The sequence below is a fragment of the Sphingopyxis microcysteis genome (assembly GCF_012274265.1).
Taxonomy (GTDB): domain Bacteria; phylum Pseudomonadota; class Alphaproteobacteria; order Sphingomonadales; family Sphingomonadaceae; genus Sphingopyxis; species Sphingopyxis microcysteis.
In genome coordinates this window covers 233,265-257,097 of record NZ_JAANYY010000005.1, presented here as the reverse complement: position 1 = coordinate 257,097, position 23,833 = coordinate 233,265, and the positions used below count along the sequence as shown (strand labels likewise).

Below are 23,833 nucleotides of genomic sequence, written 5' to 3'. Positions count from 1 at the left end.
GCGAAGCTTGCCAGAAGCTGACCGGTGCGGCGGACCGGCGCCCCTTTTCGGCGGCACGAATTGCGCCTAAGCGGTGGGCATGTTTTCGCTTCGCAATCTCTTTCGTTCGCAGCCCGACCCGCGCGAGGCGCGTCGCCCGCTGTGGAACGCCGTCGTCGCCGCCGCGCGCGCGCCGCACTGGTATGCTGAGGGTCTGGTCCCAGACACGCTCGACGGGCGTTTCGACATGGTCAGCCTGGTCCTCGCGCTCGTCCTCCACCGGATCGACGACGATCCCGCACAGGCGCGCGCCGGGGTCGAACTGACCGAATTGTTCGTCACCGACATGGACGGCCAGATGCGCCAGATCGGGTTCGGCGACATGGTGGTCGGCAAGCAGATCGGCCGCATGGTCGGGGCGCTGGGCGGGCGATTGGGCGTCTATCGCGCCGCCGACGGGTCGGAGGAGCTCCGCGCCGCGCTGGTCCGCAATCTGTGGCGCGGTAGCGCGCCCGATGCGGCCGGGCTGGCGCATGTGATGGCCGAAGTCGCCAAGCTGCGCGCGGCGTTGGCGGCAACCCCGGTGGCCGAACTAATCGTCGCGGACCGGCTGGGCGGAGCGCCGGCGTGAGCGCGGCGAGCGAATTTTCGCTGATCCTGACGCTGGCCGATGCGGCGCAGGGGCGCGCCGTGGCGGTCGAAGCCGATCCCGAGGCGCGCGCGCGAATCGCAAAGCGACTGGGGTTGATCGCGGTCGATCATTTTTCTCTCACCGCCGAAATCCGGTCCGTTGCGGGCGGGATCGGCGCCAAGGGGGCGGCGCGCGCGACCATCGTCCAGTCGTGCGCCGCGACCGGGCTGCCCGTTCCGGCGGCGGTGGACGAACCGTTCGATCTGCGTTTCCTGCGCGATATCGACGCGCCGGTCGACGCCGAGGAAGAGATTGAGATCAGCAGCGAGGATTGCGATCTGCTGCCGCTCGAAGGCGATCGCATCGACCTGGGCGAGGCCGCGGTGCAGACGCTGTCGCTGGCGCTCGATCCCTTTCCCCGGCACCCCGACGCCGACCGGATTCTGGCGGAGAAGGGCGTGCTGAGCGAAGAGGCGGCGGGACCGTTTGCGGCGCTGGCCCGGCTGCGCGGGAAACCTGACGGTTAGCGGCAACGCGTTCCTCTCAAACCGTTCGTGCTGAGCTTGTCGAAGCACCGTCGTTCTACTTACGACGCCAGAAGAAAGGGCGGCCCTTCGACAAGCTCAGGGCGAACGGATCATATTTTGTCGTCGGCGCTTAGCGCCCGCCTTCGGGCTCGGCCTTCGGCGTCTCCTCGACCAGATCGGCGACCGCGGCGTCGAGCCCCGGCTCATTCTCGGCGGGCGGGGTTTCGGTGGCGGGCTTGGCAGCCGCTTCGGCCGCAGCGGCCTTTTCCTCGCGGCTCGGTGGCAGCGCGCCGCCGAGCGCATTCGCGAGTCCGATCAATTGTTCGCCGATCACCTTGTCGACCGCGGGCGCGATGTCGGCGACCTTGAAGCGCATATAGCCGCCGACGACATAGTCGAAACGCAGCGCGCTGCCGGTGGGGGTGGCCTTGATCTGGATCGTCAACGTGCCGTTCAGCGCTTCGCCCTGCAGCGGACCGAAGGCGCCCGACAGGCGGAGCAGCTGGCCGGGTTTCGAAAACAGCACGCGCGCATGCTGGACGCTGCCAACCCCGGCGCCGGTGTCGGGCAATTTTTCACAGAAGCAGCCGCCCGCCTGCGAATCGAGCCAGAAGTTCGCGGCATCGCCCGACCAGCTATGGTCCTTCGACCACCAGTTTTGCGGCATCCGCAGCATTTTCCACACGTCGGCGGGGGTCGCGGCGACCTGCGCGGTATGCGCGACGGTGAAACCGGCGTCGCTTTGATCGACGACTTTGGCGGTCGCGGCGGGCGCGAGAATGAGCGCCGCAATCATCGTGGCGCCTGCGAAATATCCGGAAATTGCCATCAGCCTGTCCCCCTTGGTGCCTCAATAACCGGCGCCGAGGGAGCTGACTAGCCAGCAGGGGCGAGGATCGCCTCGATCGCGTCGTTGACCTGATCGATCGGCGCCATCCCGTCGACCCGCGTCACGATGCCGCGCGCTTCGTAGATCGGCAGGATCGGTGCGGTCTTGGCGCGATATTCGGCCATGCGGGTGCGCACGGTTTCTTCATTGTCGTCGGGGCGGCGCTTGAAGTCGTGGCTGCCGCAAACGTCGCAAACATTCTCCACCTTGGGGAGCTTGTAACGGTCGTGATAGCCGGCGCCGCAATTGCCGCACGAAAAGCGTCCGGTGATGCGATCGACGAGCGCGTCTTCCTCGACCAGCAACTCGATGACATGATCGAGCTTGCGGCCGCGATCGCTGAGGATCGTATCGAGCGCGTCGGCCTGCGCCGCGGTGCGCGGGTAGCCGTCGAAGATCACCGAGGTTTCATTGCCGAGCGCGTCGAGCCGTTCACCGATCAGCCCCGAAACGATTTCGTCCGACACCAGCTCGCCCGCGTCCATCACCGCCTTGGCCTGGACGCCGATCGGGGTTCCCGCCTTGACCGCCGCGCGCAGCATGTCGCCGGTCGACAGCTGAACCATGCCATGCTCGTCCTCGAGCCGCACCGCCTGCGTTCCCTTGCCCGCTCCCGGCGGACCGAGCAAAATGATATTCAGCGTCATGGAAGCCCCTGTTGCCTCTGCCGTGTCGCAGTTGCCGTAGCGGGCGCTTTAGCGCCGCGCAACGCCGCCTTTCAATTTCGCCTTTTTGATCAGGTCGCCATATTGATGCGCGAGCATGTGGCTCTGGATCTGGCTGATCGTGTCGATCGTCACGTTGACGATGATCAGCAGGCTGGTGCCGCCGAGCGCGAAGGGAAGCCCCGATTGCGCGATGAAATATTCGGGGACCAGACAGATCGCCGCCAGATAGGCCGCCCCCAGCACGGTGATGCGCGTCAGCACATGGTCGAGATAGGCGGCGGTGTTCTTGCCGGGACGGATGCCGGGGATGAAGCCGTTCTGACGCTTCAGATTGTCCGCGGTTTCTTCGGGGTTGAAGACGACCGCGACATAGAAGAAGCAGAAGAAGATGATGCCCGCGGCATAGAGCGCCATATAGAGCGGCTGACCATGCGCCAGATACTGGTTCAGCGTGATCAGGAAATCGCCCATCGCGGTATCACCCTGGACATTATTGCCCATCATCTGGGTGATCGTCAGCGGCATCAGCAACAGCGACGAGGCAAAGATCGGCGGGATGACGCCCGCGGTGTTGACCTTGAGCGGCAGATGGCTGCGGTCGGCCTGCATCCCGCCGCGCTGCGTCGCGCGCTTGGGATATTGGACGAGCACACGGCGCTGGGCGCGCTCCATGAAGGCGATGAAGGCGATGACGAGGATGGCGCCCGCGAACACCGCGACCACCGTGCCGCCGCCCATCGACCCTTCGCGGACCTGGGTGAACATCTGGGCAAAGCTGCGCGGCAGCTGGGCGAGGATGCCCGCCATGATGATCAGCGACACGCCATTGCCGATCCCGCGCGCGGTGATCTGCTCACCAAGCCACATCAGGAACAAGGTACCGCCGACGATGCTGATCACCGCGCCGATCCGGAACATCATGCCCGGATCGACGACTGCGGCGATGCCCTGGCTGGCGCCGAGGGTTTCGAGGCCGACGGCGATGAAATAGCCCTGGATCGCGGTCAGGAACACCGTGCCGTAGCGGGTATATTGGTTGAGCTTCTTGCGCCCGCTTTCGCCCTCTTTCTTGAGCGCGGCGAGGCTGGGCGACAGGGCTGCCGCGAGCTGCACCACGATCGACGCGGTGATATAGGGCATGACGCCGAGCGCGATGATGCTCATGCGCTCCAGGCTGCCGCCCGAGAAGGTGTTGAAGATGTCGAGGACGCCGCCCGATGCCGCCTGGCTGTACAGCGTCGACAGCGCGACCGGATCGACGCCGGGCAGCGGGACGAACGACAGGAAGCGGAAAACGATCAGCGCGCCGATCGTGAACCAGATGCGGTTCTTGAGTTCGGTCGCCTGGCCGAATTTCGAGAAATTGAGGTTGGAAGCAAGCTGGTCGGCGCGTGAGGCCATGGGTAGTTTCCTCGAGGATATTCCGGACCGCGCCCCCCGCGACCCGGCGCCTATGTGCGTTCGCCGGTTACGAAGCGCAAGGGGAAAGGCCTATTTTGCAACGCAGCTGGTCGATACCGGCTGCTTCATCCGTTCGTGTCGCGCGAAGTCGGGACACGAACGGGGATAGGGTGTGTTCAAATGACAAAGGGCGGTTCCTGAGGAGCCGCCCTTGTCTGAACTATTCGGCCTTGGCTTTGGCCCGGCGCTGGGCCTTCTTGCCTTCGGGCGCCGCTTCCTTGACTTCGGGAAGCTCGACCTTGCCACCGGCCTTTTCGACCGCTTCGATCGCGCCCTTCGACGCACCGGCGACCGCGAAGTTCAGCTTGGCGGTGAATTCGCCCTTGGCGAGGAGGCGGACGCCGTCCTTGCCACCGCGCGCCACGCCAGCGGCCTTCAATGCGGCGTGATCGATGACGGCCTTGGCATCAAGCTTCTTCGCGTCGACGAGCTTCTGGATCATGCCCAGATTGACGATCGCAAAGTCCTTGCCAAAGATGTTGTTGAAGCCGCGCTTCGGGATGCGCATGTGGAGCGGCATCTGGCCGCCTTCGAAGCCGTTGATCGCGACGCCGCTGCGGGCCTTCTGACCCTTTTGGCCGCGGCCGGCGGTCTTGCCCTTGCCCGAGCCGATGCCGCGTCCGACGCGCATGCGGCCCTTGCGGGCACCGTTGTTGTCACGAAGTTCGTTAAGCTTGATCGTCATGTTGCACTCGCTTTCGCTGTGGTCGCGCTTTGGACTGCCGTTTTTCCGGGGAAAGACGTTCAGTCCGGTTCAATTTCACTCGATGGCTGAAAACCGGGATAGGGTCCGGCCTTTTCCATCACAATGGCCTGGGCGACATAGCCGCGGCCATCAACTTGGGTGATCGAGGGGCTGCCATGAAGCTGCCACCCCCGGTTGAGCAATCCTTCGACCCGCGCGCAAAAGGCGCTGTCGTCGGGACCGGTCAACAGGCGGTAGAGCTTCATCGCGCCTTTAGCCCTCGACGACTTCCACCATGTGCGGAAGCTTGCGGATCATGCCGCGCACTTCGGGGGTGTCGACCAGTTCGACCTCGCGGTGCATCTTGCCGAGGCCGAGGCCCGTCAGGATGGCACGCTGGCCCTTGGGACGACGGATCGGCGAACCGATCTGGCGGATCTTGATCTTCTTGTCGGCCATGATCTTACTCCGTCACCGCTGCCGCTTCGGCTTCGGCTGCCCGGTCGGATGCACCGCCGCGCTTGATCAGATCCGACACCTTCTTGCCGCGACGCTGCGCGACCGACTTGGGGCTGGTCTGTTCGCCGAGCGCCTCAAAGGTCGCACGGATCATGTTATAGGGGTTCGAGGTGCCGTTCGACTTGGTCACAACGTCGGCCACGCCCAGCGATTCGAACACGGCGCGCATCGGACCACCGGCGATGATGCCGGTCCCGGCGGGTGCCGAACGCACGGTCACCAGACCGGCGCCGAAATGACCGCGGCCATCATGGTGCAGCGTGCGGCCATCGCGCAGCGGAACGCGAATCATCGCCTTCTTCGCGGCAGCGGTCGCCTTCGAAATGGCTTCGGGCACTTCGCGCGCCTTGCCATGACCGAAACCGGCGCGGCCCTTGCCGTCGCCAACGACGACGAGCGCGGCGAAACCGAAGCGCTTGCCGCCCTTCACGGTCTTCGAAACGCGGTTGATGTGGACGAGCTTTTCAATGAGCTCTTCACCACCATCTTCGTCGCGCGGGCGACGGTCGTCGCGGCGACCACGGCCACCTTCGCGACCACCGCGGCCACCGTCGCGGCCGCCACGGCCACGGCGCGGCGCGCCGGTGTTTTCGGTCGCTTCGACAGCGCCTTCGGCGTTCTGTACTTCGTCAGCCATATTAGAACTCCAATCCGCCTTCGCGAGCCGCGTCGGCCAGCGCCTTGATGCGCCCGTGGAACAGGAAACCGCCGCGGTCGAACACGACCTGGGTCACGCCGGCCTTTTTCGCGGCAGCGGCAAGGCGCTTGCCAACGTCGGCAGCCGCCGCGGTGGTCGCGCCGGTCTTGCCGCGGACATCCTTGTCCAGCGTCGACGCGGCGGCCAGCGTCTGGCCGGCGGCATCGTCGATAAGCTGGGCATAGATATGCCGGCCCGAACGGTGCACCGACAGGCGCGCGCGCCCACCAGCCCGCTTGCGAAGGGCAGTACGAACGCGCTGGCGGCGTTTTTCGAATGGGGTAAGATGTGCCATGGCTTACTTCTTCTTGCCTTCTTTGCGGAAGATGTACTCGCCGCGATATTTGATGCCCTTGCCCTTATAGGGCTCCGGCTTGCGCCAACGGCGGATTTCCGCCGCGACCTGGCCGACCTTCTGCTTGTCGATGCCGCTGATCTCGATCGTCGTATTGTCCGGCGTCTTGATCTCGATGCCTTCGGGCACCGCAAAATCGACATCATGGCTGTAGCCAAGCTGCAGCTTCAACGTCTTGCCCTGCGAGTTGGCGCGATAGCCGACACCGGTGATTTCGAGCACCTTGGTGAAACCTTCGGTCACACCGGTGACCAGATTCTGCACCAGCGTGCGCTGCATGCCCCAGAACGCGCGCGCTTCGCGGGTTGCGTTCGCGGGCTGCACCGAGATGCTGCCTTCGCCGACTTCATAATTGATGAGGTCCGAAAGCGGCATCGCGAGGGTGCCCTTGGGACCCTTCACCGACAGCTGGCCGCCGTCGATCGCGGCGGTGACACCGCCGGGGATCGCTACTGCCTTTTTACCAATGCGCGACATCAGAACACCTCCGCCAGCACTTCGCCGCCGACATTTTGCTCGCGGGCTTCGGCGTCCGACAGGACGCCGCGCGGGGTCGACACGATGGTGATGCCAAGGCCGTTGCGCACGATCGGCAGGTCCTTCGACCCCGAATAGATGCGGCGGCCCGGCTTCGAAACGCGTGCCACATGGCGGATCGCCGGCTGCCCTTCGAAATATTTGAGCTCGATGCGGATGCCCTTGTGCTCGCCCTTGGCGCCCAGCGCTTCTTCGCTGTAACCGCGGATATAGCCTTCGCGCTGCAGAACATCGAGAACGCGGACGCGCAGGGTCGACGCCGGCGTCAGGACGCTGTCCTTCTTCGCCGTCTGGCCGTTGCGGATGCGGGTGAGCATATCACCCAAAGGATCGGTCATTGCCATCTTGTCAGTCCCTTACCAGCTCGACTTAACAACACCGGGGATCAGGCCCTTGTTGGCCAGATCGCGGAGCTGAATACGGCACAGCCGGAATTTGCGATAATAAGCGCGCGGGCGGCCCGTCATCTCGCACCGGTTACGGATGCGGGTCGGGTTACCATTGCGCGGGATTTCCGCCATCTTGAGGCGCGCGATCAGACGCTCGCCATCGTCGAGCGAGGTGTCCGCGGCAATCGCCTTCAGCTTCGCATAACGGCCGGCATATTTCTTCACCAGCTGCTTGCGACGCTCATTTTTGTTCGTCGAACTCAGTTTCGCCATGACTTAAGTTCTCTTTCCTTCTTGAAAGAGCCGGCCTGGTCCCGTCGGGGACTCAGGCGGCTGCCTTTTCTTCGGCTGCGATCGGGAACGGGAAGCCGAACAGCTTGAGCAGTTCGCGGGCTTCGTCGTCGGTACGCGCCGTGGTGGTCACGATCACATCCATGCCGCGCACCTGGTCGATGCGGTCATAGTTGATTTCGGGGAAGATGATCTGCTCTTTCAGGCCCATGGCATAGTTGCCACGACCGTCGAAGCTGGTCGCCGACACGCCACGGAAGTCGCGGATGCGCGGCATTGCGATCGTGATCAGGCGATCGAGGAATTCATACATGCGTTCGCGGCGCAGGGTGACCTTGCAACCGATCGGCATGCCTTCGCGCAGCTTGAACTGTGCGATCGACTTCTTCGCCTTGGTCACGACGGGCTTCTGACCGGCGATGAGTTCCATCTCGGCAGCGGCCGCTTCGACCTTCTTCTTGTCCTGCGTGGCTTCGCCGACGCCCATGTTGAGCGTGATCTTTTCGATCTTCGGCACTTCCATCGCATTCTTGTAACCGAATTTTTCGGTCATCGCCTTGACGATCACATCGTCATAGCGCTTGCGCATGCGCGGGGTGTAGGTGTCAGCCATTGATCGTCTCCCCGGACTTCACGGCCACGCGGACCTTCTTGCCGTCCTTGGTTTCAAAACGAACGCGCGTCGGCTTGCCGGTCTTGGGATCGGCCAGCGCAACCTTGCTCGCGAACAGCGGCGCTTCCTTGCGTTCCAGGCCGCCCTGCGGGTTGGTCTGGCTCGGCTTGCGGTGCCGCGTGATGATGTTGACGCCCGCGACGACAACCTTGCCGTCCTTCGGCAGGCTCTGCGTCACTTCGCCGGTCTTGCCCTTGTCCTTGCCGGACAGGATGACAACCGTGTCGCCCTTCTTGATCTTGTTGGCCATGGTCAGAGCACCTCCGGCGCCAGGCTGATGATCTTCATATAGCCACGGCCGCGCAGTTCGCGGACGACGGGGCCAAAGATACGCGTGCCGATCGGCTCTTCATTCTTGTTGACGAGCACGGCGGCGTTGCTGTCGAAACGGATCACCGAACCGTCGGCGCGGCGCACATCCTTGCGCGTGCGGACGATGACGGCGCGATGCACGTCGCCCTTCTTCACCTTGCCGCGCGGCTGGGCTTCCTTGATCGACACGACGATGACGTCGCCGACGCCGGCGGTGCGGCGCTTCGATCCGCCCAGCACCTTGATGCACTGGACGCGCTTGGCACCGCTGTTGTCAGCGACTTCCAATTGTGACTGCATCTGAATCATCGATGCACTTCCTTCTCTTTTGGCCTACCGGGCAACCCCGGCGGTTCCGTGAAACTCAGCTCAGGCGTCAGCAGCCGGAGCCGTCGGGCTCTGGGGCTTGCTGTGGGTGTCGACCTTGTCGAGCACCTTCCACGTCTTCAGCTTCGAAATCGGCTTCGTTTCCTCGATGCGGACGGTTTCGCCAGCCTTGATGGCATTGTCCTCATCATGGGCGTGGTACTTCTTCGAGCGGCGGATGATCTTCCCGTACAGAGGGTGCTTCACCTTCCGTTCGACCTTCACCACGACGGTCTTGTCGCCCTTGTCGGACACCACCGTACCGGTCAGAATGCGCTTCGGCATCGATAGTCTCCTTATTTCGCGGCCGAGCGCGCGCGCTCGGTCTGCTGCGTCTTGATGCGGGCGATCGAACGCCGGACTTCCTTGACGCGCGATGCTTTTTCAAGCTGGCCGGTGGCCGCCTGGAAGCGGAGGTTGAACGCCTCGCGCTTCAGTTCGCCAAGCTGTTCCGACAGTTGGTCGTCGGTCTTGGCCTTGAAATCTTCGGTCTTGGCCATGGCCCTTAACCCTCCAGGTGCGAGGTGTCGCCGAGACGGGCGATCACCTTCGTCTTGATCGGCAGCTTCATCGCCGCGCGTTCGAACGCCAGCGCGGCCACCGGGCCGGGAACGCCGTCGAGTTCGAACAGGATGCGACCCGGCTTCACGCGCGCGGCCCAATATTCCGGCGAACCCTTGCCCTTACCCATGCGGACTTCGGCAGGCTTCGACGACACGGGGACGTCGGGGAAGATGCGGATCCACAAACGGCCCTGGCGCTTGATCGCACGGCTGATCGCACGGCGAGCCGCCTCGATCTGGCGCGCGGTGATGCGCTCGGGTTCCATCGCCTTCAGGCCGTAGGAGCCGAAGTTCAGGCTGGTGCCACCCTTGGCATTGCCATGGATGCGGCCCTTGAACGCCTTGCGGAACTTGGTTTTTTTCGGTTGCAGCATGTCAGCAGTCCTTAGCGGCGGTCTTCACGAGCCGGACGGACGCCGGTCGTCTGTGCGTCGAGCATCAGACGGTCGGTCGCCATCGGGTCGTGGCCGAGGATCTCGCCCTTGAAGATCCACACCTTGATCCCGCACACGCCATAGGCGGTGTGGGCGGTCGATTCGGCATAGTCGACGTTGGCGCGCAGCGTGTGCAGCGGCACCCGGCCCTCGCGGTACCATTCGGTGCGCGCGATTTCCGCGCCGCCGAGACGGCCGGCGCAGTTGATGCGGATGCCTTCGGCGCCCAGACGCATCGCCGACTGCACCGCGCGCTTCATGGCGCGGCGGAACGCGACGCGGCGTTCGAGCTGGTCGGCAATGCCCTGACCGACGAGCTTGGCGTCGACTTCGGGCTTGCGGATTTCGACGATGTTCAGCGACACGTCGCTGCCCGTCAGTTCACCGAGCTTCTTGCGCAGCTTTTCGATGTCCGCGCCCTTCTTGCCGATGATGACGCCCGGGCGGGCGGCATAGATCGAAACGCGGCACAGTTTCGCCGGACGTTCGATCACGACCTTCGAGATCGCGGCCTGCGGCAGGGTCTTGAACACATACTGACGGATCTTCAGATCCTCGACCAGCATGCGGCCATAGTCCTGGCCTTCGGCGAACCAGCGGCTGTCCCAGGTGCGGTTGACCTGCAGGCGCAGGCCGATCGGATTGCTCTTCTGGCCCATCTTACGCCTCTTCTTCCTGTTCGCGCACGACGATGCGGATGCGGCTGAACGGCTTGACGATCCGGGTCGACTTGCCGCGGCCACGCGCATGCCAGCGCTTCATCGACAGCGACTTGCCGACGCTCGCTTCCTTGACGACGAGCGCGTCGACGTCGAGGTTGTGGTTGTTTTCCGCGTTGGCGACGGCGCTGGCGAGAACCTTGCGCACGTCAACCGCCATCGCCTTCTTCGAGAAAGCGAGGACGTTCATCGCGTCTTCGACCTTGCGACCGCGGATCAGCGCGGCGACGAGGTTCAGCTTCTGCGCCGACCCGCGGATCTGCGTGCCGACCGACAGCGCCTCGTTATCCGCAACGCGGCGGGGGGACTTTTCCTTGCCCATTAGCGTTTGCCCTTCTTGTCAGCCGCGTGGCCGGGGAAGAAGCGCGTCGGCGCAAATTCACCCAGCTTCATGCCGACCATGTCTTCGTTGACCGATACCGGCACGAACTTGCGGCCGTTATAGACGTTGAAGGTCAGCCCCACGAACTGCGGCAGGATGGTGGACCGGCGCGACCAGGTCTTGATCGGGGCAGAGCTGCCGCCGTCCTGGGCCGTTTCGGCTTTCTTGAGCAGATGGAGGTCCACAAACGGACCCTTCCAGACCGAGCGAGCCATGGCTTACCTCTTCTTCTTCGCGTGACGCGACCGGATGATCATCTTGTCGGTCGACTTGTTGTGGCGGGTACGGGCGCCCTTGGTCGGCTTGCCCCACGGGGTCACCGGATGACGGCCACCCGAGGTGCGGCCTTCACCACCACCATGCGGGTGGTCGACCGGGTTCTTCGCAACACCGCGCGTCAGCGGGCGCTTGCCGAGCCAGCGGCTGCGACCGGCCTTGCCGATGTTGGTGTTCTGGTTGTCGGGGTTCGACACCGCGCCAACCGTACCCATGCACTCGCCGCGGATGTAGCGCTGCTCGCCCGAACCGAGACGCACGATCACCAGGCCGCGGTCGCGACCAACGACCTGGGCGTAGGTGCCTGCCGAACGGGCGATCTGGCCACCCTTGCCCGGCTTCATCTCGATATTGTGGACGATCGTGCCGACCGGCATCTGCGACAATTCCATCGCATTGCCCGGCTTCACGTCAGTCTTCTTGCCCGCGACGATGGTGTCGCCGACCGCCAGACGCTGCGGCGCGAGGATATAGGCGAGTTCGCCGTCCTCATATTTCACCAGCGCGATGAAAGCGGTGCGGTTGGGGTCATATTCCAGACGTTCCACGGTGGCCGACATGTCCCACTTGCGACGCTTGAAGTCGATGAAGCGGTACTTCTGCTTGTGGCCGCCGGCGATGCCGCGCGACGTCACATGACCCTTGTTGTTGCGACCGCCGGTCTTGCGCTTGCCTTCGGTCAGCGCCTTGACGGGCTTGCCCTTCCACAGCGCCGACTTGTCGACGAGGATCAGGCCGCGCTGTCCGGGGCTGGTCGGATTATAGGATTTAAGTGCCATTTTCTCTGCCTCTTCCTACAATCAGACGCCGGTCGTGACGTCGATCGACTGGCCTTCGGCCAGGCGAACGATCGCCTTCTTCACGTCGCTGCGGGTGTAGGGCTTGCCCTTCCAGCGCTTGGTCTTGCCCTTGGTGACGAGCGTGTTCACGCCGATCACCTTGACATCGAACAGCGCCTCGACGGCGGCCTTGATGGCGGGCTTGGTCGCGTCGTTCGCGACCTTGAACACCACCGCGTTGTTCTCGCTGAGCAGCGTCGACTTTTCGGTGATCACCGGAGCGAGGATCACGTCATAGTGACGCGCGTCGACTGTTTTTGCCTTAGCCATTGAAACGGGCCTCCAGCTTTTCGACCGCCGCGCGGGTCAGGACCAGCGTGTCGGCACGGATGATGTCATAGACGTTGGCGCCAGCCGCCGGCATCGAGTCGACACCGATCAGGTTGGCCGATGCCATGGCGAAGCTTTCATGGACCGCATCGCCGTCGATGAAGAGGGCGCGGTTGCCGAGTTCGAGCTTGCCGAGCTTGCCGGCGAGCGCCTTGGTCTTGGCATCCTTGAGCTCGAGCGTGTCGAGAACGACGATCTTGCCGCCCTTCGCCTTGTCGCTGAGTGCCATCTTCAGGCCGAGCGCGCGGATCTTCTTGTTCAGCGAGTGGCCGAAGGTGCGGGCCCGGGGGCCATGCGCCTTGCCGCCGCCGATGAAGATCGGCGCCTTGCGATCGCCGTGACGCGCGGTACCGCCGCCCTTCTGGCGACCGAATTTCTTGCCGGTGCGCGACACATCGCTGCGTTCGCGGGCGGCACGGGCCGGGCCACGGCGCTTTTCGAGCTGCCATGCGACAACGCGGTGCAGGATGTCGGCGCGAGCGTCGACGCCGAACACATCGTCGTTGAGATCGATGTCGGTGCCGGCTTTACCGTCGAGGGTTTGAACCTTGACCTTCATGATCAGGACTCCTGTGCGCCGTCGGTGGTGGCGGTGTCGACCACGGTTTCTTCGACCGGGGTTTCGACCGGCGCATCAGCCGGGGCTTCGTGATTGGCGTTCGCGGCGCTCTTGATGCCCGCCGGATAGGGGGCTTCGGGGTGGCGCGGCAGCTTGACCGCATCGCGGACCATCAGCCAGCCGCCCTTCGATCCAGGGACCGAACCCTTGACGAAGAGAAGGCCGCGCTCGGCGTCGGTGCGGACGATTTCGAGATTCTGCTGGGTGCGGTTGCGCGCGCCCATGTGGCCGGCCATCTTCTTGTTCTTGAAGACGCGGCCCGGATCCTGGCGGTTACCGGTCGAACCATGCGCACGGTGGCTGATCGAAACACCGTGGCTCGCGCGCATACCGCCGAAACCCCAGCGCTTCATCGCACCGGCAAAGCCCTTACCCTGGGTCACGCCCTGGATGTCGACGATCTGGCCAGCGACGAAATGGTCGGCCGACAGTTCGGCGCCGACGTCAAGCGTCGCGTCGTCGGCGACGCGGAATTCGACGACCTTCGCCTTGGGTTCGACTTCGGCCTTGCCGAAAGCGCCACGCTGCGGCTTCGCAACATTCTTCGCCTTCGCCGAGCCGGCACCGAGCTGGACGGCAACATAGCCGTCGCGTTCTTGTTCGCGCACGGAAATGACCTGGCAGCCTTCGAGGCTCAGGACGGTGACGGGCACATGGCGGCCGTCGTCCTGAAACAGGCGGGTCATCCCCATTTTCTTCGCGATCACGCCAGTCCGCATGATCAATACTCCTCAACAGAGGCCGGGCGGACCATTCCGCACGGCTTGCGGGACCCATTGGGACATTGCCCCGACGGAACCCTCCCAGCCCAAATTTTGATGCATCGCCCCGTCCGGGCTGAGGTGCCGCCTTCCCGAAGGAGAAGCGGCGAGACGGGGGACGCAGCCCGGATAAATCCGGCGGTATCCTCCGAAACCTGAATGTGTTCCTGCGAAAGCAGGAACCCAGGGCGGTTTCAGCGCGGCCTGTCGGCCGCTTCTACCCTGGGCTCCGGATCAAGTCCGGAGCACGCCGGCTTTTAGGCCAGCTTGATCTCGACGTTCACGCCCGCGGCAAGGTCGAGCTTCATCAGCGCGTCGACCGTCTGCGGGGTGGGCTGCACGATGTCGAGCAGCCGCTTGTGGGTACGCACCTCGAACTGCTCGCGCGACTTCTTGTCGATGTGCGGGCCGCGGTTCACGGTGAATTTTTCAATGCGCGTCGGCAGCGGGATCGGGCCGCGAATAAGCGCTCCGGTACGACGCGCCGTGTCGGCGATGTCGGTGGTGGCCTGATCGAGCACGCGGTGATCAAAGGCCTTCAGGCGAATGCGAATATTCTGCGTTTCCATGACTGTTCCAGTCGAATCCCGTCTGACGATGCGAAAGAGCCGAAATGGCCTGTACCGGCCCCCTCGAGGAAGCCGGTCCGGCCATCAAAAATCTTTAAGCTACGAGCCGCGCGAATCGGTCCGAATCGCGCGGCTCGCGGCCCTATATTACTTTGTGATGGTCGCGACAACCCCTGCGCCGACCGTGCGGCCGCCTTCGCGAATCGCGAAGCGCAGACCCTGGTCCATGGCGATCGGGGCGATCAGCTTGACCGACAGCTGGACGTTGTCGCCCGGCATCACCATCTCGGTGCCCTCGGGAAGAATGACTTCGCCGGTGACGTCGGTGGTGCGGAAGTAGAACTGCGGACGATAGTTCGCAAAGAACGGCGTGTGACGGCCACCTTCGTCCTTCGACAGGACGTACACTTCCGAGGTGAACTCGGTGTGCGGGGTGATCGAGCCGGGCTTCGCCAGAACCTGGCCACGCTCGACTTCTTCACGGCCAACGCCACGGATCAGCGCACCGATGTTGTCGCCAGCCTGGCCCTGGTCGAGCAGCTTGCGGAACATTTCGACGCCGGTGACGACGGTCTTCTTGGTGTCCTTGATGCCGACGATTTCGACTTCTTCACCAACCTTGACGATGCCGGTTTCGACGCGGCCGGTGACAACCGTACCACGACCCGAGATCGAGAACACGTCTTCGATCGGCATCAGGAAGGGCTTGTCGAGCGGACGTTCCGGCTGCGGGATCCACGCGTCGACGGCTTCCATCAGCTTCAGGATCGCGTCCTTGCCGATGTTGTCGTCGCGACCTTCGAGGGCGGCGAGCGCCGAACCCGGGATGATCGGAATATTGTCGCCGTCGAAGTCGCGCTTCGACAGTTCTTCGCGGATTTCCAGCTCGACGAGTTCGAGCAGTTCGGGATCGTCCAGCTGGTCGACCTTGTTGAGGAAGACGACCATGGTCGGAACGCCGACCTGCTTCGCGAGCAGGATGTGTTCCTTGGTCTGCGGCATCGGGCCGTCAGCGGCCGACACGACGAGGATCGCGCCGTCCATCTGGGCGGCACCGGTGATCATGTTCTTCACATAGTCGGCGTGACCCGGGCAGTCGACGTGCGCATAGTGGCGGCCGTCGGTTTCATATTCGACGTGTGCGGTCGAAATGGTGATGCCGCGCTCGCGCTCTTCGGGAGCCTTGTCGATGTTCGCGAAGTCGACGGCGGCGTTGCCGGCGACGTTTTCGGCGAGCACCTTGGTGATCGCTGCGGTCAGCGAGGTCTTGCCATGGTCGACGTGACCGATGGTGCCGATGTTGCAGTGCGGCTTCGTCCGCTCAAATTTAGCCTTGGCCATGATGGTATAACCTTCTTGTTCAATGTTTGCGTTGATCAGTCCTGGACGAGCCTGCTGAATCAGGCGCCGCCCTTAGAGGGTCTTGCCGCGCGGTGCAAGCCCGCGCGGCTTCAACCCCATCAGGCCATCTTGGCCTTCACTTCTTCGGCGACGTTGGTCGGCACTTCTTCATAATGCGAGAATTGCATCGAGTAGCTTGCGCGACCCTGGCTGAAGCTGCGCAGCTGGTTCACATAACCGAACATGTTCGCCAGCGGCACGATCGCTTCGACGACCTGGGCGATGCCCCGGCTGTCGGTGCCCTGAATCTGCCCGCGACGGCTGTTAAGGTCGCCGATCACGTCGCCCATGAATTCCTCAGGGGTAACGACTTCGACCTTCATCACCGGTTCGAGCAGCTTGATGCCGGCCTTTGCCGCCACTTCGCGCATCGCCGCGCGGCCCGCGATTTCGAACGCCAGCGCCGACGAGTCGACGTCGTGATACGCGCCGTCCGTGAGCTTGATTTCGAAGTCGATGATCGGGAAGCCGATCATATGACCGTTTTCGGCCGACTCGCGCATGCCCTTTTCGACCGACGGGATATATTCGCGCGGAATGTTACCGCCCTTGATCTCGTCGATGAACGTGATGCCCGCGCCGCGTTCGCCCGGAGAAACGGTGACCTTGACGCGGCCGAACTGGCCCGAGCCGCCCGACTGCTTCTTGTGGGTATAGTCGACGTCGACGGCCTTCGCGAGCGATTCGCGGTACGCCACCTGCGGCGCGCCGACGTTCGCTTCGACCTTGAACTCGCGCTTCATGCGATCGACGAGGATGTCGAGGTGAAGCTCGCCCATGCCCTTGATGATCGTCTGACCCGATTCATGGTCGGTCGACACGCGGAACGAGGGATCCTCGGCGGCCAGGCGGTTGAGCGCGATGCCCATACGTTCCTGGTCGGCCTTGGTCTTCGGTTCCACCGACAGCTCGATCACCGGCTCGGGGAATTCCATCCGCTCGAGGATGATCGGCGCGTTGGTGGCGCAGAGCGTGTCCCCGGTGGTGGTTTCCTTGAGGCCGGCCAGCGCAACGATGTCGCCCGCATAGGCTTCTTCGATGTCTTCGCGGCTGTTCGCATGCATCAGCAGCATGCGGCCAACCTTTTCCTTCTTGTCCTTCACCGAGTTCAGATACGTGCCCTTGTTGAGCGTACCCGAATAGATGCGCGCGAAGGTGAGCGAGCCGACGAACGGGTCGTTCATGATCTTGAAGGCGAGCAGCGACAGCGGTGCCGCGTCCGACGTCTCGCGCGAGTCGGGCTGGTCGGTGTCGGGGTTGATCCCCTGAACGTCGGGAATGTCGAGCGGCGAAGGCAGATAGTCGACAACCGCGTCGAGCAGCGTCTGGACGCCCTTGTTCTTGAACGCCGAACCGCAAAGGACCGGAACAAACGCCTGCGCCAGCGTACCCTTGCGGATCAGCTTCTTCAGCGTCGCGACGTCGGGGACGGTGCCGTCGAGATAGGCTTCCATCGCCTCGTCGTCCTGTTCGACGGCGAGTTCGACGAGCTTTTCGCGATATTCGGCAGCCTTGTCGGCGAGGTCGGCGGGGATTTCTTCATAGAAGAATTCGGCGCCGAGGCTTTCGTCCTTCCAGATGATCGCGCGTTCGTTGACGAGGTCGACGAGCCCCTTGAAGCCGCCTTCCGAACCGATCGGCAGATACAGCACAGCCGGGGTCGCGCCGAGGCGATCGATGATCGTCTGGACGCAATAATAGAAATCGGCGCCGGTGCGGTCGAGCTTGTTGATGAAGCACATCCGCGGAACCTTGTACTTGTCCGCCTGACGCCACACGGTTTCCGACTGCGGCTCAACGCCGGCAACGCCGTCGAACGCGGTGATCGCGCCGTCGAGCACGCGCAGCGAGCGCTCGACTTCGATGGTGAAGTCAACGTGGCCGGGGGTGTCGATGATGTTCAGGCGGTGTTCCGGACCCTGACCTTCGTCGGCTTTCCACAGGCAGGTGGTGGCGGCCGACGTGATCGTGATGCCGCGTTCCTGTTCCTGCTCCATCCAGTCCATCGTCGCAGCGCCGTCATGGACTTCGCCGATCTTGTAGGACTTGCCGGTGTAGTAAAGGATACGCTCGGTCGTGGTGGTCTTGCCGGCGTCGATGTGCGCCATGATACCGAAATTGCGATAGCGTTCGAGCGGATGGCTGCGTGCCATGATCTTTTCCTTGGGTTTGGGGGGCGGCCCTGCGAGCCACCCCCGATATAGGAACGATTGTTACGATTGCGAGACGCCCCCATAACGCAGGGAGCGCCCCCGCAATTACCAGCGGTAGTGGCTGAAAGCGCGGTTGGCTTCGGCCATGCGGTGCGTGTCTTCGCGCTTCTTCACTGCGTTGCCGCGGTTGTTCGACGCGTCGAGCAGTTCGCCCGACAGACGCGCGGCCATCGTGGTTTCGCTGCGGTTGCGCGCGGCGGTGATCAGCCAGCGGATCGCCAGCGCCTGCGCGCGGTCGGGGCGGACTTCGACCGGAACCTGATAGGTCGCACCGCCGACCCGGCGGCTGCGGACTTCGATGTTCGGACGGATGTTCGCGAGCGCTTCGTGGAACACGCCGAGCGGTTCCTTCTTGGCGCGGGCTTCGACCGATTCGAGCGCACCGTAAACAATGCTTTCGGCAACGGACTTTTTCCCGTCCAGCATGACGCTGTTCATGAATTTCGACAGCACGACATCCCCGAAACGGGGGTCGGGCAGGATTTCGCGGCGTTCAGGACGACGACGACGAGCCATGGGTAATTCCTTTTACAACAGCATCCCGGCGCATTGGCGGCTCGGGATGATCAAATAGCCGAAAAAGCGGTCCTTACTTCGGACGCTTCGCGCCGTACTTCGAACGGCTCTGCTTGCGGTCCTTCACACCCTGCGTATCGAGCACGCCGCGCAGGACGTGGTAACGCACACCGGGAAGGTCGCGGACACGACCGCCACGGATCAGCACGACGCTGTGCTCCTGGAGGTTGTGGCCTTCGCCGGGGATGTAGGTGATGACTTCGCGGCTGTTGGTCAGGCGGACCTTCGCAACCTTGCGGAGCGCCGAGTTCGGCTTTTTCGGGGTCGTCGTATAGACACGGGTGCAAACGCCGCGCTTCTGCGGGTTCGCGTCCATCGCCGGGACTTTGGACTTCACCTTCTGGGGAGTCCGGCCCTTGCGGACCAGCTGGTTGATCGTGGGCATGAATGCTTCACCTTTACATGTCCGCCCATCGGGGCGAACGGTTACTGTACCGCGGTGGATGAAGCATCGGTCCGAAACCCGCAGAAATCCGCGGAAAACAGGCGACCTTGTAACAGCAAAAGACCCCGGTCGATCGCAATTGATCCCCGGAGGCTCCATCCGCGCCAGCAATGTTCAAGCGCTGTTGCAACTGAAAAAGGCGGCAAACCGCCCTTTTCGGTCGAGCGCGCCCCTAGACCCGATTCCCGTCGCGGTCAAGGGGTGGGCAATATTGTTGCGCCGGTTCGCGCGGGCTATCGGCCGCGCATGACCATCACCCGCCACGCCAGCTTCGCTCCCCAAGTGGCAGCAGACACCCGGTTGCTGATTCTCGGCAGCCTGCCGGGCGCACGGTCGCTCGCCGCACGGCAATATTATGCCCATCCGACGAACCAGTTCTGGCGCCTGCTCGGAGTGCTCATCGACCAGCCGCTTGCCGACCGGAGCTACGACGACCGGCTTGCCGCGTTACGCGCGGCGAAAATCGGTTTGTGGGATGTGATCCGTTCGGCGGCGCGCCGGTCGAGCAGCGATAGCGAGCTTCGCGAGGTCGAAGCGCACGACCTTGCCGCGCTGATCGCCGGGCTGCCGGAGCTGCGCATGATCGCGTTCAATGGTGGCAAGGCCGCGGCGATCGGGCGGAAGCAGCTCCCGGTGATCGACGACCTCGCGCTCGTCGATCTGCCGTCGAGCAGCGCCGCGAATACGATCGGCTATGCGGCGAAGCAGGAGCAGTGGTTGGCGTTGCGCGCGGCGTTGGCGAACCGATAATCCTCTCTGTGCCGAAGGCATGGGGAGGGGGACCGCTCGCGAAGCGGGGGGTGGAGGGGCCGCACCGTCGTGTCATTGCCCCTCCGTCAGCGCTTCGCGCTGCCACCTCCCCATGGCCTGCGGCCACAGGGAGGATATTTCGGTCAATCGACCACCGCTCCCCGCGCCATCACGAAATCGACCTTTTTCAGCACCCGCACGTCGGCCAGCGGATCGCTCGCCACCGCGATGATGTCGGCGCTCTTGCCCACGGCAATGCTGCCGATCTCGTTCGACAGGCCGAGCAGGTCGGCGGCGTTGACCGTCGCCGCCTTGAGCGCTGCGACCGGGGTCATGCCGTGCTGGACCATCAGCTCGAATTCGTCGCCGTTGCGGCCGTGCTTCGACACCCCGGCGTCGGTCCCGAAGGCGATCTTCACCCCGCGCGGGACAAGCTGTTCCAGGCTCTTGCCGGTGATGCCGATGCGCCACTGGATCTTCGCCAGCACATCGGGTTCATAGGCCGCGGCATTGGCGGCGATGCGTTCCTTATAGCCGTTCACGGTCGACAGCGTCGGGACGTAATAGGTCTTCGATTTCGCCCACGCGGCGATCGTCGCTTCATCGAGGATGGTGCCATGTTCGATCGAGTCCGCCCCGGCATCGATCGCAAGGCGAATACCGTCGGCACCATGTGCATGGACGGCGACCTTTTTCCCGAACAATTGCGCGGTTTCGACGATCGCCCTCGCTTCATCATCGAACATCTGTTTGCCAAGGCCCGCGCCGATGCGGCTGTTCACCCCGCCGGTCGAAGCGAATTTGATAACGTCGGCGCCGCGCCCGACCTGAAGCCGCACCGCGCGGCGGCAATCGTCGGCGCCGTTGCAGGTGTTGCCCGCGCCTGCGAAAAAGGGACGCAGCTCGTCGCGATAGCCCAAGGAGCCGTCCATATGCCCGGCGCTGCCCGAAATGCTCGCGCCCGCATCGACGATGCGCGGCCCCTGCACCTTGCCCGCCAGGATGGCATCGCGCAGCGCGAGGGTCGCGCCGTCGCCATCGCCAAGATTGCGGACCGTGGTGAAACCGGCGCGCAGCGTCTTCATCCCGTTGACCTGCGCATTGAACGCCTGCGCCGCGGGGCTGAGCGTGACATCCTCGAGCTGCCCGGCGATCCCGCCTGCGTCGCTGGTCAGATGGACATGGCTGTCGATGAGGCCGGGGAGGACATATTTGTCCTTGAGATCGATCAGCGTCGCGCCGGGTTCGGCGGGTTGATAGCCGTCGGTTACCGCAACGATCCGGCCATTTTCGACGATAATCGTCGAAGCGCCGCGCACCGGCTTGCCCGGTTCGGCGAGCAATTGTCCGGCGTGAATCACGGTGCGCGCGGGCGTCTGCGCGGCGAGCGGCGACGCGAGCGCGGCGCCGAGCAGCGCGAGCGGAAGGCAATGGATCGGTTTCATTCTGGCATCCCCTGATTGGCGTTTGGGGAGTGTTAGAGCCGATCAGAAGCCGAGCGTAAAGCGCAGCGCCGCACCCTTGTCGTCGGGCAGCGCGGCGATATGGCCGGGATCGCGGCGGATCCAGCTGTTGGCGATCAGGTCGCCGCCAAGCAGCGACAGCGCATAGCTCGCCTCGACGACCAGTTCACGCCCGGTGGGCGCAAGATTATAGGGGCGACGGGCGAAGTCGGTGCGCCCGCTGGCATAGTCATGCGCGACGGGAAGCATCAGGTCGACGCCGCCGCGCGCGACACGCAGCGGCTGGGCCATGCGAAGCGCGGCGCGGTCGCCGGGGCGAAACAATCCCGCCTTGGCGATGTCGACCGAGAAGGCCGACGACCACAGCGCCCCGCCCGCAACCAGCCCGTCGCGATCAGGACGGGTCCACATTTGTCGCCACGCACCCGTCAGGCTCCAGCCCTTTATCAGTGTGACGCCCAGGCTGGCGTCGCCGACCAGACTGGTTGCGCCGCCAGACCCAAACACCGGGCCAAGCCGCGCGCCGAGCAGGCTGTCCGATTCGCGCAGCCAGCTGCCACCGAGCGCGACGCGGGCGGAACCGAAGCGGGCGTCCCACGCGGCGCCGACCCGCTGGTACCGGCTGTCGCGGCCCGATCGGTAACGGAGCAGCGGATCGTCCTGCCAGCGCGAACCCGATACCCAGCCGTCTTCCAGGACGATGCTGACATGGTGATTGGCCGCGATATTGTGGCGCAGCATCGATCCGATACCCGGACTGGCGGCAAAGCCCAGCCCGTCGTGCGCGCCGTCGCCGATCAGCATCGCATGATCGCTTTCACCGCGTTCGCCCGCGAGCAATCCGCTTGTCCCGCGCCCCGCCGCAAAGCCGATGCGCGTCCGCGCGTCGAGGCGCGTCACCACCGATGCGGCAAGGGTGCGCGCGGCCTGCGCATCGTGAAACGACAGCCCGGCGAGCGCGCCGCCCCTGCCCGTTCCGGTCGCGGTCACCAGCGACAAGGCAGTGGCCCGGCTGGCGGCGCTTTGCTGGCGGATCAACCCGCCAAGCGCGCCCGACAATTTGAAATCGGGGCGGCGCGGCGCCAACGACTGGCCGAAATCGACGCTGAAGGCGCGGCCGAAACCGTCGGTGACCAGCCCGACCGTCGCCCCGGTGCCGACCGCCCCCGCGTCGCCCATCGGCCCGCCGAGTACCCCCAGCGCGCTGCCCAGATTGACCGCCGTCGCGGTCCCCGCCAGTGCCGTCGCCCCCATCGGCTGGAACGCGCGCGCGATGTCGAGAATGCCCTGCCCGTACACGGCGTCGTCGCCCGCTGCGCCCGCATCGCGCGCCGATTGATAGAGCAATTGCACGACCTGTTGGCTCGACAGGTTCGGAAACGCCTGCGCCAAGAGCGCCACCGCGCCCGCGACTTGCGGCGCCGCGAAGCTGGTCCCGCTGATGACGAAGACAAAATTGCCCTCGGTTTCGATCACGCCATCCTTGTAGGTGCAGCACACATCCTCGCCGAGCGCCGCCAGATAGGATCCGGCGTAGATCCCGGCCCGGTTGCTGAAGTCCGACCGGACGCCATTTTCGTCGACCGAACCGACGATGATGACCAAGCCGCCACCGGCATCGCGCATCCCCTGCGCAAAAGGTTCCGGGTTGTTGGGATCGTTGCCGCCCGCGGTGGTGTCGCCCTCATTCCCCGCCGAAAGGACGACGATGATCCCGGCCGCGGTGGCGCGTTGCACCGCGCTGCGCAAGGTCGCGCCGGGCGGATCGTCGCCCCCCAGCGAGATGTTGACGACGCGCGCGCCAGCGCTGATCGCGCGATCGAGCCCCGCGGCAATCGCGCTTTCGGGAAACTGGCATCCGCTTTCGTCGTTGGCCGGATCCTCGGTGGCGCAGCTTCCCGGCCGGTCGGCGCGCAGCACGAGCAGATTGGCGTTATAGGCGATGCCCATCGTCCCCGCGTCGTTTTTCGCCCCGAGCAGGATCTGCGCGACATTGGTGCCATGCGTGCCTTCGCCATTGATCCCGCGCGATCCGGCAAGATCGGCCGAGAAAGACGAAATGCGCCCGGCAAACTCCGGGCTGTCTTCGTCGATACCGTCGTCGATGACCCCCGCCAAAATGCCCTGCCCGCTCGCCCCCGCCTGATAGGCCGTGATCGCGCCGTGGAAATTCACCCCATCCGATCGCCGCGTTTCGGGCGTGTTGAAATTGCCTGTCGGCGGCGGGGTCGGGGTCGGCGTGGGGGTCGGCACGGGGGTTGGGGTCGGCGCCGGAGCCGCGGGCGGGGCCGGGGTCGGCGCAGGCCGCGCCCCGCCCCCGCCGCCACAACCGGCGAGCGACAGCGCGGCGATGCTGAGCAAGGCCGACAAGGGACGGCCAGACATCCGCCGGATATTTTCGGGTCGGTTCGCTTGGGCCATCGCCATTCCCCTGACTTTCGTCATCCCGGCGAAGGCCGGGATCTCGCCCTCTGACTTCGACGCGTCGTTGCGATTCCGGCCTTCGCCGGGATG

General features: G+C 64.4%; 34 protein-coding genes. 3 read left to right on the top strand and 31 right to left on the bottom strand.

Going from position 1 to position 23,833, the window contains the following annotated elements; all coding sequences use genetic code 11:
* The first annotated feature begins 79 nt into the window (after positions 1–79).
* Both G9408_RS15165 and G9408_RS15160 read left to right on the top strand, forming a co-directional pair.
* A complete protein-coding gene (locus G9408_RS15165; protein ID WP_168454773.1) occupies positions 80–610 on the top strand; it encodes a ubiquinol-cytochrome C chaperone family protein in 531 nt (176 codons plus the stop codon).
* The gene (locus G9408_RS15160) at positions 607–1,137 is read left to right on the top strand and encodes a YceD family protein (protein ID WP_168454772.1); all 531 of its coding nucleotides are present in this window, start codon (positions 607–609) and stop codon (positions 1,135–1,137) included. The genes G9408_RS15165 and G9408_RS15160 overlap by 4 nt, the downstream gene beginning before the upstream one ends.
* Before the next feature lie 130 nt (positions 1,138–1,267).
* Here the strand turns inward: G9408_RS15160 and G9408_RS15155 are convergent, their stop codons facing one another.
* The 29 genes from G9408_RS15155 to rpsL form a co-directional block, all read right to left on the bottom strand.
* Positions 1,268–1,966, bottom strand: a complete 699-nt coding sequence (locus G9408_RS15155; RefSeq protein ID WP_168454771.1) for a hypothetical protein — start codon at positions 1,964–1,966, stop codon at positions 1,268–1,270.
* A gap of 47 nt (positions 1,967–2,013) precedes the next feature.
* Positions 2,014–2,673, bottom strand: coding sequence for an adenylate kinase (locus tag G9408_RS15150; protein WP_210423394.1), 660 nt, complete (start codon positions 2,671–2,673; stop codon positions 2,014–2,016).
* A gap of 48 nt (positions 2,674–2,721) precedes the next feature.
* A complete protein-coding gene (gene secY / locus G9408_RS15145) occupies positions 2,722–4,095 on the bottom strand; it encodes a preprotein translocase subunit SecY (protein WP_120217709.1) in 1,374 nt (457 codons plus the stop codon).
* A gap of 220 nt (positions 4,096–4,315) precedes the next feature.
* A complete protein-coding gene (gene rplO / locus G9408_RS15140; RefSeq protein ID WP_168454770.1) occupies positions 4,316–4,840 on the bottom strand; it encodes a 50S ribosomal protein L15 in 525 nt (174 codons plus the stop codon).
* A 59-nt stretch (positions 4,841–4,899) separates the two neighbouring features.
* Positions 4,900–5,106: a DUF1737 domain-containing protein gene (locus G9408_RS15135; protein ID WP_067180143.1), complete on the bottom strand. Its 207-nt coding sequence runs from the start codon at positions 5,104–5,106 to the stop codon at positions 4,900–4,902.
* Positions 5,107–5,113: 7 nt separating this feature from the next.
* On the bottom strand, positions 5,114–5,299 hold the full coding sequence (gene rpmD, locus G9408_RS15130; protein WP_120217707.1) for a 50S ribosomal protein L30: 186 nt from the start codon (positions 5,297–5,299) through the stop codon (positions 5,114–5,116).
* A 4-nt stretch (positions 5,300–5,303) separates the two neighbouring features.
* Positions 5,304–5,996 (bottom strand): 30S ribosomal protein S5, encoded by a 693-nt coding sequence (gene rpsE, locus G9408_RS15125; RefSeq protein WP_120217706.1) that lies wholly within the window; start codon positions 5,994–5,996, stop codon positions 5,304–5,306.
* Between the two features lies 1 nt (position 5,997).
* Entirely contained in the window at positions 5,998–6,351 is a 354-nt protein-coding gene (gene rplR, locus G9408_RS15120; RefSeq protein WP_120217705.1) for a 50S ribosomal protein L18, read from the bottom strand.
* A 3-nt stretch (positions 6,352–6,354) separates the two neighbouring features.
* Positions 6,355–6,888: a 50S ribosomal protein L6 gene (rplF, locus tag G9408_RS15115; RefSeq protein ID WP_120217704.1), complete on the bottom strand. Its 534-nt coding sequence runs from the start codon at positions 6,886–6,888 to the stop codon at positions 6,355–6,357.
* Complete coding sequence (gene rpsH, locus G9408_RS15110) at positions 6,888–7,292, bottom strand: 30S ribosomal protein S8 (RefSeq protein ID WP_120217703.1); 405 nt, start codon at positions 7,290–7,292, stop codon at positions 6,888–6,890. Before rpsH ends, rplF begins: the two co-directional genes overlap by 1 nt.
* 12 nt (positions 7,293–7,304) lie before the next feature.
* A complete protein-coding gene (rpsN, locus tag G9408_RS15105) occupies positions 7,305–7,610 on the bottom strand; it encodes a 30S ribosomal protein S14 (protein WP_120217702.1) in 306 nt (101 codons plus the stop codon).
* Between the two features lie 52 nt (positions 7,611–7,662).
* Positions 7,663–8,241 carry a 50S ribosomal protein L5 gene (rplE, locus tag G9408_RS15100; RefSeq protein ID WP_168454769.1) on the bottom strand — a complete coding sequence of 193 codons (579 nt, stop codon included), beginning with the start codon at positions 8,239–8,241 and terminating at the stop codon, positions 7,663–7,665.
* Entirely contained in the window at positions 8,234–8,551 is a 318-nt protein-coding gene (rplX, locus tag G9408_RS15095; RefSeq protein ID WP_058805189.1) for a 50S ribosomal protein L24, read from the bottom strand. The genes rplE and rplX overlap by 8 nt, the downstream gene beginning before the upstream one ends.
* A 2-nt stretch (positions 8,552–8,553) precedes the next feature.
* Positions 8,554–8,922: a 50S ribosomal protein L14 gene (rplN, locus tag G9408_RS15090; protein ID WP_168454768.1), complete on the bottom strand. Its 369-nt coding sequence runs from the start codon at positions 8,920–8,922 to the stop codon at positions 8,554–8,556.
* Between the two features lie 60 nt (positions 8,923–8,982).
* Positions 8,983–9,264, bottom strand: a complete 282-nt coding sequence (gene rpsQ / locus G9408_RS15085) for a 30S ribosomal protein S17 (protein WP_120217698.1) — start codon at positions 9,262–9,264, stop codon at positions 8,983–8,985.
* Positions 9,265–9,275: 11 nt separating this feature from the next.
* Positions 9,276–9,479 (bottom strand): 50S ribosomal protein L29, encoded by a 204-nt coding sequence (rpmC, locus tag G9408_RS15080; protein WP_120217697.1) that lies wholly within the window; start codon positions 9,477–9,479, stop codon positions 9,276–9,278.
* A gap of 5 nt (positions 9,480–9,484) precedes the next feature.
* On the bottom strand, positions 9,485–9,916 hold the full coding sequence (rplP, locus tag G9408_RS15075) for a 50S ribosomal protein L16 (protein WP_011543081.1): 432 nt from the start codon (positions 9,914–9,916) through the stop codon (positions 9,485–9,487).
* Between the two features lie 11 nt (positions 9,917–9,927).
* Positions 9,928–10,635 carry a 30S ribosomal protein S3 gene (gene rpsC, locus G9408_RS15070; protein ID WP_120217696.1) on the bottom strand — a complete coding sequence of 236 codons (708 nt, stop codon included), beginning with the start codon at positions 10,633–10,635 and terminating at the stop codon, positions 9,928–9,930.
* A 1-nt stretch (position 10,636) separates the two neighbouring features.
* A complete protein-coding gene (gene rplV, locus G9408_RS15065) occupies positions 10,637–11,017 on the bottom strand; it encodes a 50S ribosomal protein L22 (protein ID WP_011543083.1) in 381 nt (126 codons plus the stop codon).
* The gene (rpsS, locus tag G9408_RS15060; protein WP_037556370.1) at positions 11,017–11,292 is read right to left on the bottom strand and encodes a 30S ribosomal protein S19; all 276 of its coding nucleotides are present in this window, start codon (positions 11,290–11,292) and stop codon (positions 11,017–11,019) included. The genes rplV and rpsS overlap by 1 nt, the downstream gene beginning before the upstream one ends.
* A gap of 3 nt (positions 11,293–11,295) precedes the next feature.
* On the bottom strand, positions 11,296–12,132 hold the full coding sequence (gene rplB / locus G9408_RS15055; protein WP_120217695.1) for a 50S ribosomal protein L2: 837 nt from the start codon (positions 12,130–12,132) through the stop codon (positions 11,296–11,298).
* Between the two features lie 21 nt (positions 12,133–12,153).
* Positions 12,154–12,462: a 50S ribosomal protein L23 gene (locus G9408_RS15050; protein WP_058806667.1), complete on the bottom strand. Its 309-nt coding sequence runs from the start codon at positions 12,460–12,462 to the stop codon at positions 12,154–12,156.
* Positions 12,455–13,081: a 50S ribosomal protein L4 gene (gene rplD / locus G9408_RS15045; RefSeq protein ID WP_120217694.1), complete on the bottom strand. Its 627-nt coding sequence runs from the start codon at positions 13,079–13,081 to the stop codon at positions 12,455–12,457. Before rplD ends, G9408_RS15050 begins: the two co-directional genes overlap by 8 nt.
* A 2-nt stretch (positions 13,082–13,083) precedes the next feature.
* A complete protein-coding gene (gene rplC / locus G9408_RS15040; protein ID WP_168454767.1) occupies positions 13,084–13,860 on the bottom strand; it encodes a 50S ribosomal protein L3 in 777 nt (258 codons plus the stop codon).
* Between the two features lie 299 nt (positions 13,861–14,159).
* Entirely contained in the window at positions 14,160–14,471 is a 312-nt protein-coding gene (gene rpsJ / locus G9408_RS15035; RefSeq protein ID WP_011543089.1) for a 30S ribosomal protein S10, read from the bottom strand.
* 147 nt (positions 14,472–14,618) lie between these two features.
* A complete protein-coding gene (gene tuf, locus G9408_RS15030; RefSeq protein WP_168454766.1) occupies positions 14,619–15,812 on the bottom strand; it encodes an elongation factor Tu in 1,194 nt (397 codons plus the stop codon).
* A gap of 119 nt (positions 15,813–15,931) precedes the next feature.
* A complete protein-coding gene (fusA, locus tag G9408_RS15025) occupies positions 15,932–18,025 on the bottom strand; it encodes an elongation factor G (RefSeq protein WP_168454765.1) in 2,094 nt (697 codons plus the stop codon).
* A gap of 105 nt (positions 18,026–18,130) precedes the next feature.
* Positions 18,131–18,601 (bottom strand): 30S ribosomal protein S7, encoded by a 471-nt coding sequence (rpsG, locus tag G9408_RS15020; RefSeq protein ID WP_033074359.1) that lies wholly within the window; start codon positions 18,599–18,601, stop codon positions 18,131–18,133.
* 73 nt (positions 18,602–18,674) lie between these two features.
* A complete protein-coding gene (rpsL, locus tag G9408_RS15015) occupies positions 18,675–19,046 on the bottom strand; it encodes a 30S ribosomal protein S12 (RefSeq protein ID WP_058805196.1) in 372 nt (123 codons plus the stop codon).
* A gap of 306 nt (positions 19,047–19,352) precedes the next feature.
* Between rpsL and G9408_RS15010 the strand changes: the two genes are divergently transcribed.
* Positions 19,353–19,856, top strand: coding sequence for a DNA-deoxyinosine glycosylase (locus G9408_RS15010; protein WP_168454764.1), 504 nt, complete (start codon positions 19,353–19,355; stop codon positions 19,854–19,856).
* A 143-nt stretch (positions 19,857–19,999) separates the two neighbouring features.
* Here G9408_RS15010 and G9408_RS15005 read toward each other — a convergent pair whose 3' ends face one another.
* Both G9408_RS15005 and G9408_RS15000 read right to left on the bottom strand, forming a co-directional pair.
* Positions 20,000–21,301 carry a metal-dependent hydrolase family protein gene (locus G9408_RS15005; protein ID WP_168454763.1) on the bottom strand — a complete coding sequence of 434 codons (1,302 nt, stop codon included), beginning with the start codon at positions 21,299–21,301 and terminating at the stop codon, positions 20,000–20,002.
* 42 nt (positions 21,302–21,343) lie between these two features.
* Positions 21,344–23,704, bottom strand: coding sequence for a S8 family peptidase (locus G9408_RS15000; RefSeq protein ID WP_168454762.1), 2,361 nt, complete (start codon positions 23,702–23,704; stop codon positions 21,344–21,346).
* Positions 23,705–23,833: the final 129 nt, after the last annotated feature.

Excerpts from the sequence above, each read along its gene's own strand:
- G9408_RS15165 (WP_168454773.1), top strand. The coding sequence starts at position 80 with ATGTTTTCGCTTCGCAATCTCTTTCGTTCGCAGCCCGACCCGCGCGAG.
- G9408_RS15155 (WP_168454771.1), bottom strand. The coding sequence starts at position 1,966 with ATGGCAATTTCCGGATATTTCGCAGGCGCCACGATGATTGCGGCGCTC.
- G9408_RS15150 (WP_210423394.1), bottom strand. The coding sequence starts at position 2,673 with ATGACGCTGAATATCATTTTGCTCGGTCCGCCGGGAGCGGGCAAGGGA.
- secY (WP_120217709.1), bottom strand. The coding sequence starts at position 4,095 with ATGGCCTCACGCGCCGACCAGCTTGCTTCCAACCTCAATTTCTCGAAA.
- rplO (WP_168454770.1), bottom strand. The coding sequence starts at position 4,840 with ATGACGATCAAGCTTAACGAACTTCGTGACAACAACGGTGCCCGCAAG.
- G9408_RS15135 (WP_067180143.1), bottom strand. The coding sequence starts at position 5,106 with ATGAAGCTCTACCGCCTGTTGACCGGTCCCGACGACAGCGCCTTTTGC.
- rpmD (WP_120217707.1), bottom strand. The coding sequence starts at position 5,299 with ATGGCCGACAAGAAGATCAAGATCCGCCAGATCGGTTCGCCGATCCGT.
- rpsE (WP_120217706.1), bottom strand. The coding sequence starts at position 5,996 with ATGGCTGACGAAGTACAGAACGCCGAAGGCGCTGTCGAAGCGACCGAA.
- rplR (WP_120217705.1), bottom strand. The coding sequence starts at position 6,351 with ATGGCACATCTTACCCCATTCGAAAAACGCCGCCAGCGCGTTCGTACT.
- rplF (WP_120217704.1), bottom strand. The coding sequence starts at position 6,888 with ATGTCGCGCATTGGTAAAAAGGCAGTAGCGATCCCCGGCGGTGTCACC.
- rpsH (WP_120217703.1), bottom strand. The coding sequence starts at position 7,292 with ATGGCAATGACCGATCCTTTGGGTGATATGCTCACCCGCATCCGCAAC.
- rpsN (WP_120217702.1), bottom strand. The coding sequence starts at position 7,610 with ATGGCGAAACTGAGTTCGACGAACAAAAATGAGCGTCGCAAGCAGCTG.
- rplE (WP_168454769.1), bottom strand. The coding sequence starts at position 8,241 with ATGGCTGACACCTACACCCCGCGCATGCGCAAGCGCTATGACGATGTG.
- rplX (WP_058805189.1), bottom strand. The coding sequence starts at position 8,551 with ATGGCCAACAAGATCAAGAAGGGCGACACGGTTGTCATCCTGTCCGGC.
- rplN (WP_168454768.1), bottom strand. The coding sequence starts at position 8,922 with ATGATTCAGATGCAGTCACAATTGGAAGTCGCTGACAACAGCGGTGCC.
- rpsQ (WP_120217698.1), bottom strand. The coding sequence starts at position 9,264 with ATGCCGAAGCGCATTCTGACCGGTACGGTGGTGTCCGACAAGGGCGAC.
- rpmC (WP_120217697.1), bottom strand. The coding sequence starts at position 9,479 with ATGGCCAAGACCGAAGATTTCAAGGCCAAGACCGACGACCAACTGTCG.
- rplP (WP_011543081.1), bottom strand. The coding sequence starts at position 9,916 with ATGCTGCAACCGAAAAAAACCAAGTTCCGCAAGGCGTTCAAGGGCCGC.
- rpsC (WP_120217696.1), bottom strand. The coding sequence starts at position 10,635 with ATGGGCCAGAAGAGCAATCCGATCGGCCTGCGCCTGCAGGTCAACCGC.
- rplV (WP_011543083.1), bottom strand. The coding sequence starts at position 11,017 with ATGGGCAAGGAAAAGTCCCCCCGCCGCGTTGCGGATAACGAGGCGCTG.
- rpsS (WP_037556370.1), bottom strand. The coding sequence starts at position 11,292 with ATGGCTCGCTCGGTCTGGAAGGGTCCGTTTGTGGACCTCCATCTGCTC.
- rplB (WP_120217695.1), bottom strand. The coding sequence starts at position 12,132 with ATGGCACTTAAATCCTATAATCCGACCAGCCCCGGACAGCGCGGCCTG.
- G9408_RS15050 (WP_058806667.1), bottom strand. The coding sequence starts at position 12,462 with ATGGCTAAGGCAAAAACAGTCGACGCGCGTCACTATGACGTGATCCTC.
- rplD (WP_120217694.1), bottom strand. The coding sequence starts at position 13,081 with ATGAAGGTCAAGGTTCAAACCCTCGACGGTAAAGCCGGCACCGACATC.
- rplC (WP_168454767.1), bottom strand. The coding sequence starts at position 13,860 with ATGCGGACTGGCGTGATCGCGAAGAAAATGGGGATGACCCGCCTGTTT.
- rpsJ (WP_011543089.1), bottom strand. The coding sequence starts at position 14,471 with ATGGAAACGCAGAATATTCGCATTCGCCTGAAGGCCTTTGATCACCGC.
- tuf (WP_168454766.1), bottom strand. The coding sequence starts at position 15,812 with ATGGCCAAGGCTAAATTTGAGCGGACGAAGCCGCACTGCAACATCGGC.
- fusA (WP_168454765.1), bottom strand. The coding sequence starts at position 18,025 with ATGGCACGCAGCCATCCGCTCGAACGCTATCGCAATTTCGGTATCATG.
- rpsG (WP_033074359.1), bottom strand. The coding sequence starts at position 18,601 with ATGGCTCGTCGTCGTCGTCCTGAACGCCGCGAAATCCTGCCCGACCCC.
- rpsL (WP_058805196.1), bottom strand. The coding sequence starts at position 19,046 with ATGCCCACGATCAACCAGCTGGTCCGCAAGGGCCGGACTCCCCAGAAG.
- G9408_RS15010 (WP_168454764.1), top strand. The coding sequence starts at position 19,353 with ATGACCATCACCCGCCACGCCAGCTTCGCTCCCCAAGTGGCAGCAGAC.
- G9408_RS15005 (WP_168454763.1), bottom strand. The coding sequence starts at position 21,301 with ATGAAACCGATCCATTGCCTTCCGCTCGCGCTGCTCGGCGCCGCGCTC.
- G9408_RS15000 (WP_168454762.1), bottom strand. The coding sequence starts at position 23,704 with ATGTCTGGCCGTCCCTTGTCGGCCTTGCTCAGCATCGCCGCGCTGTCG.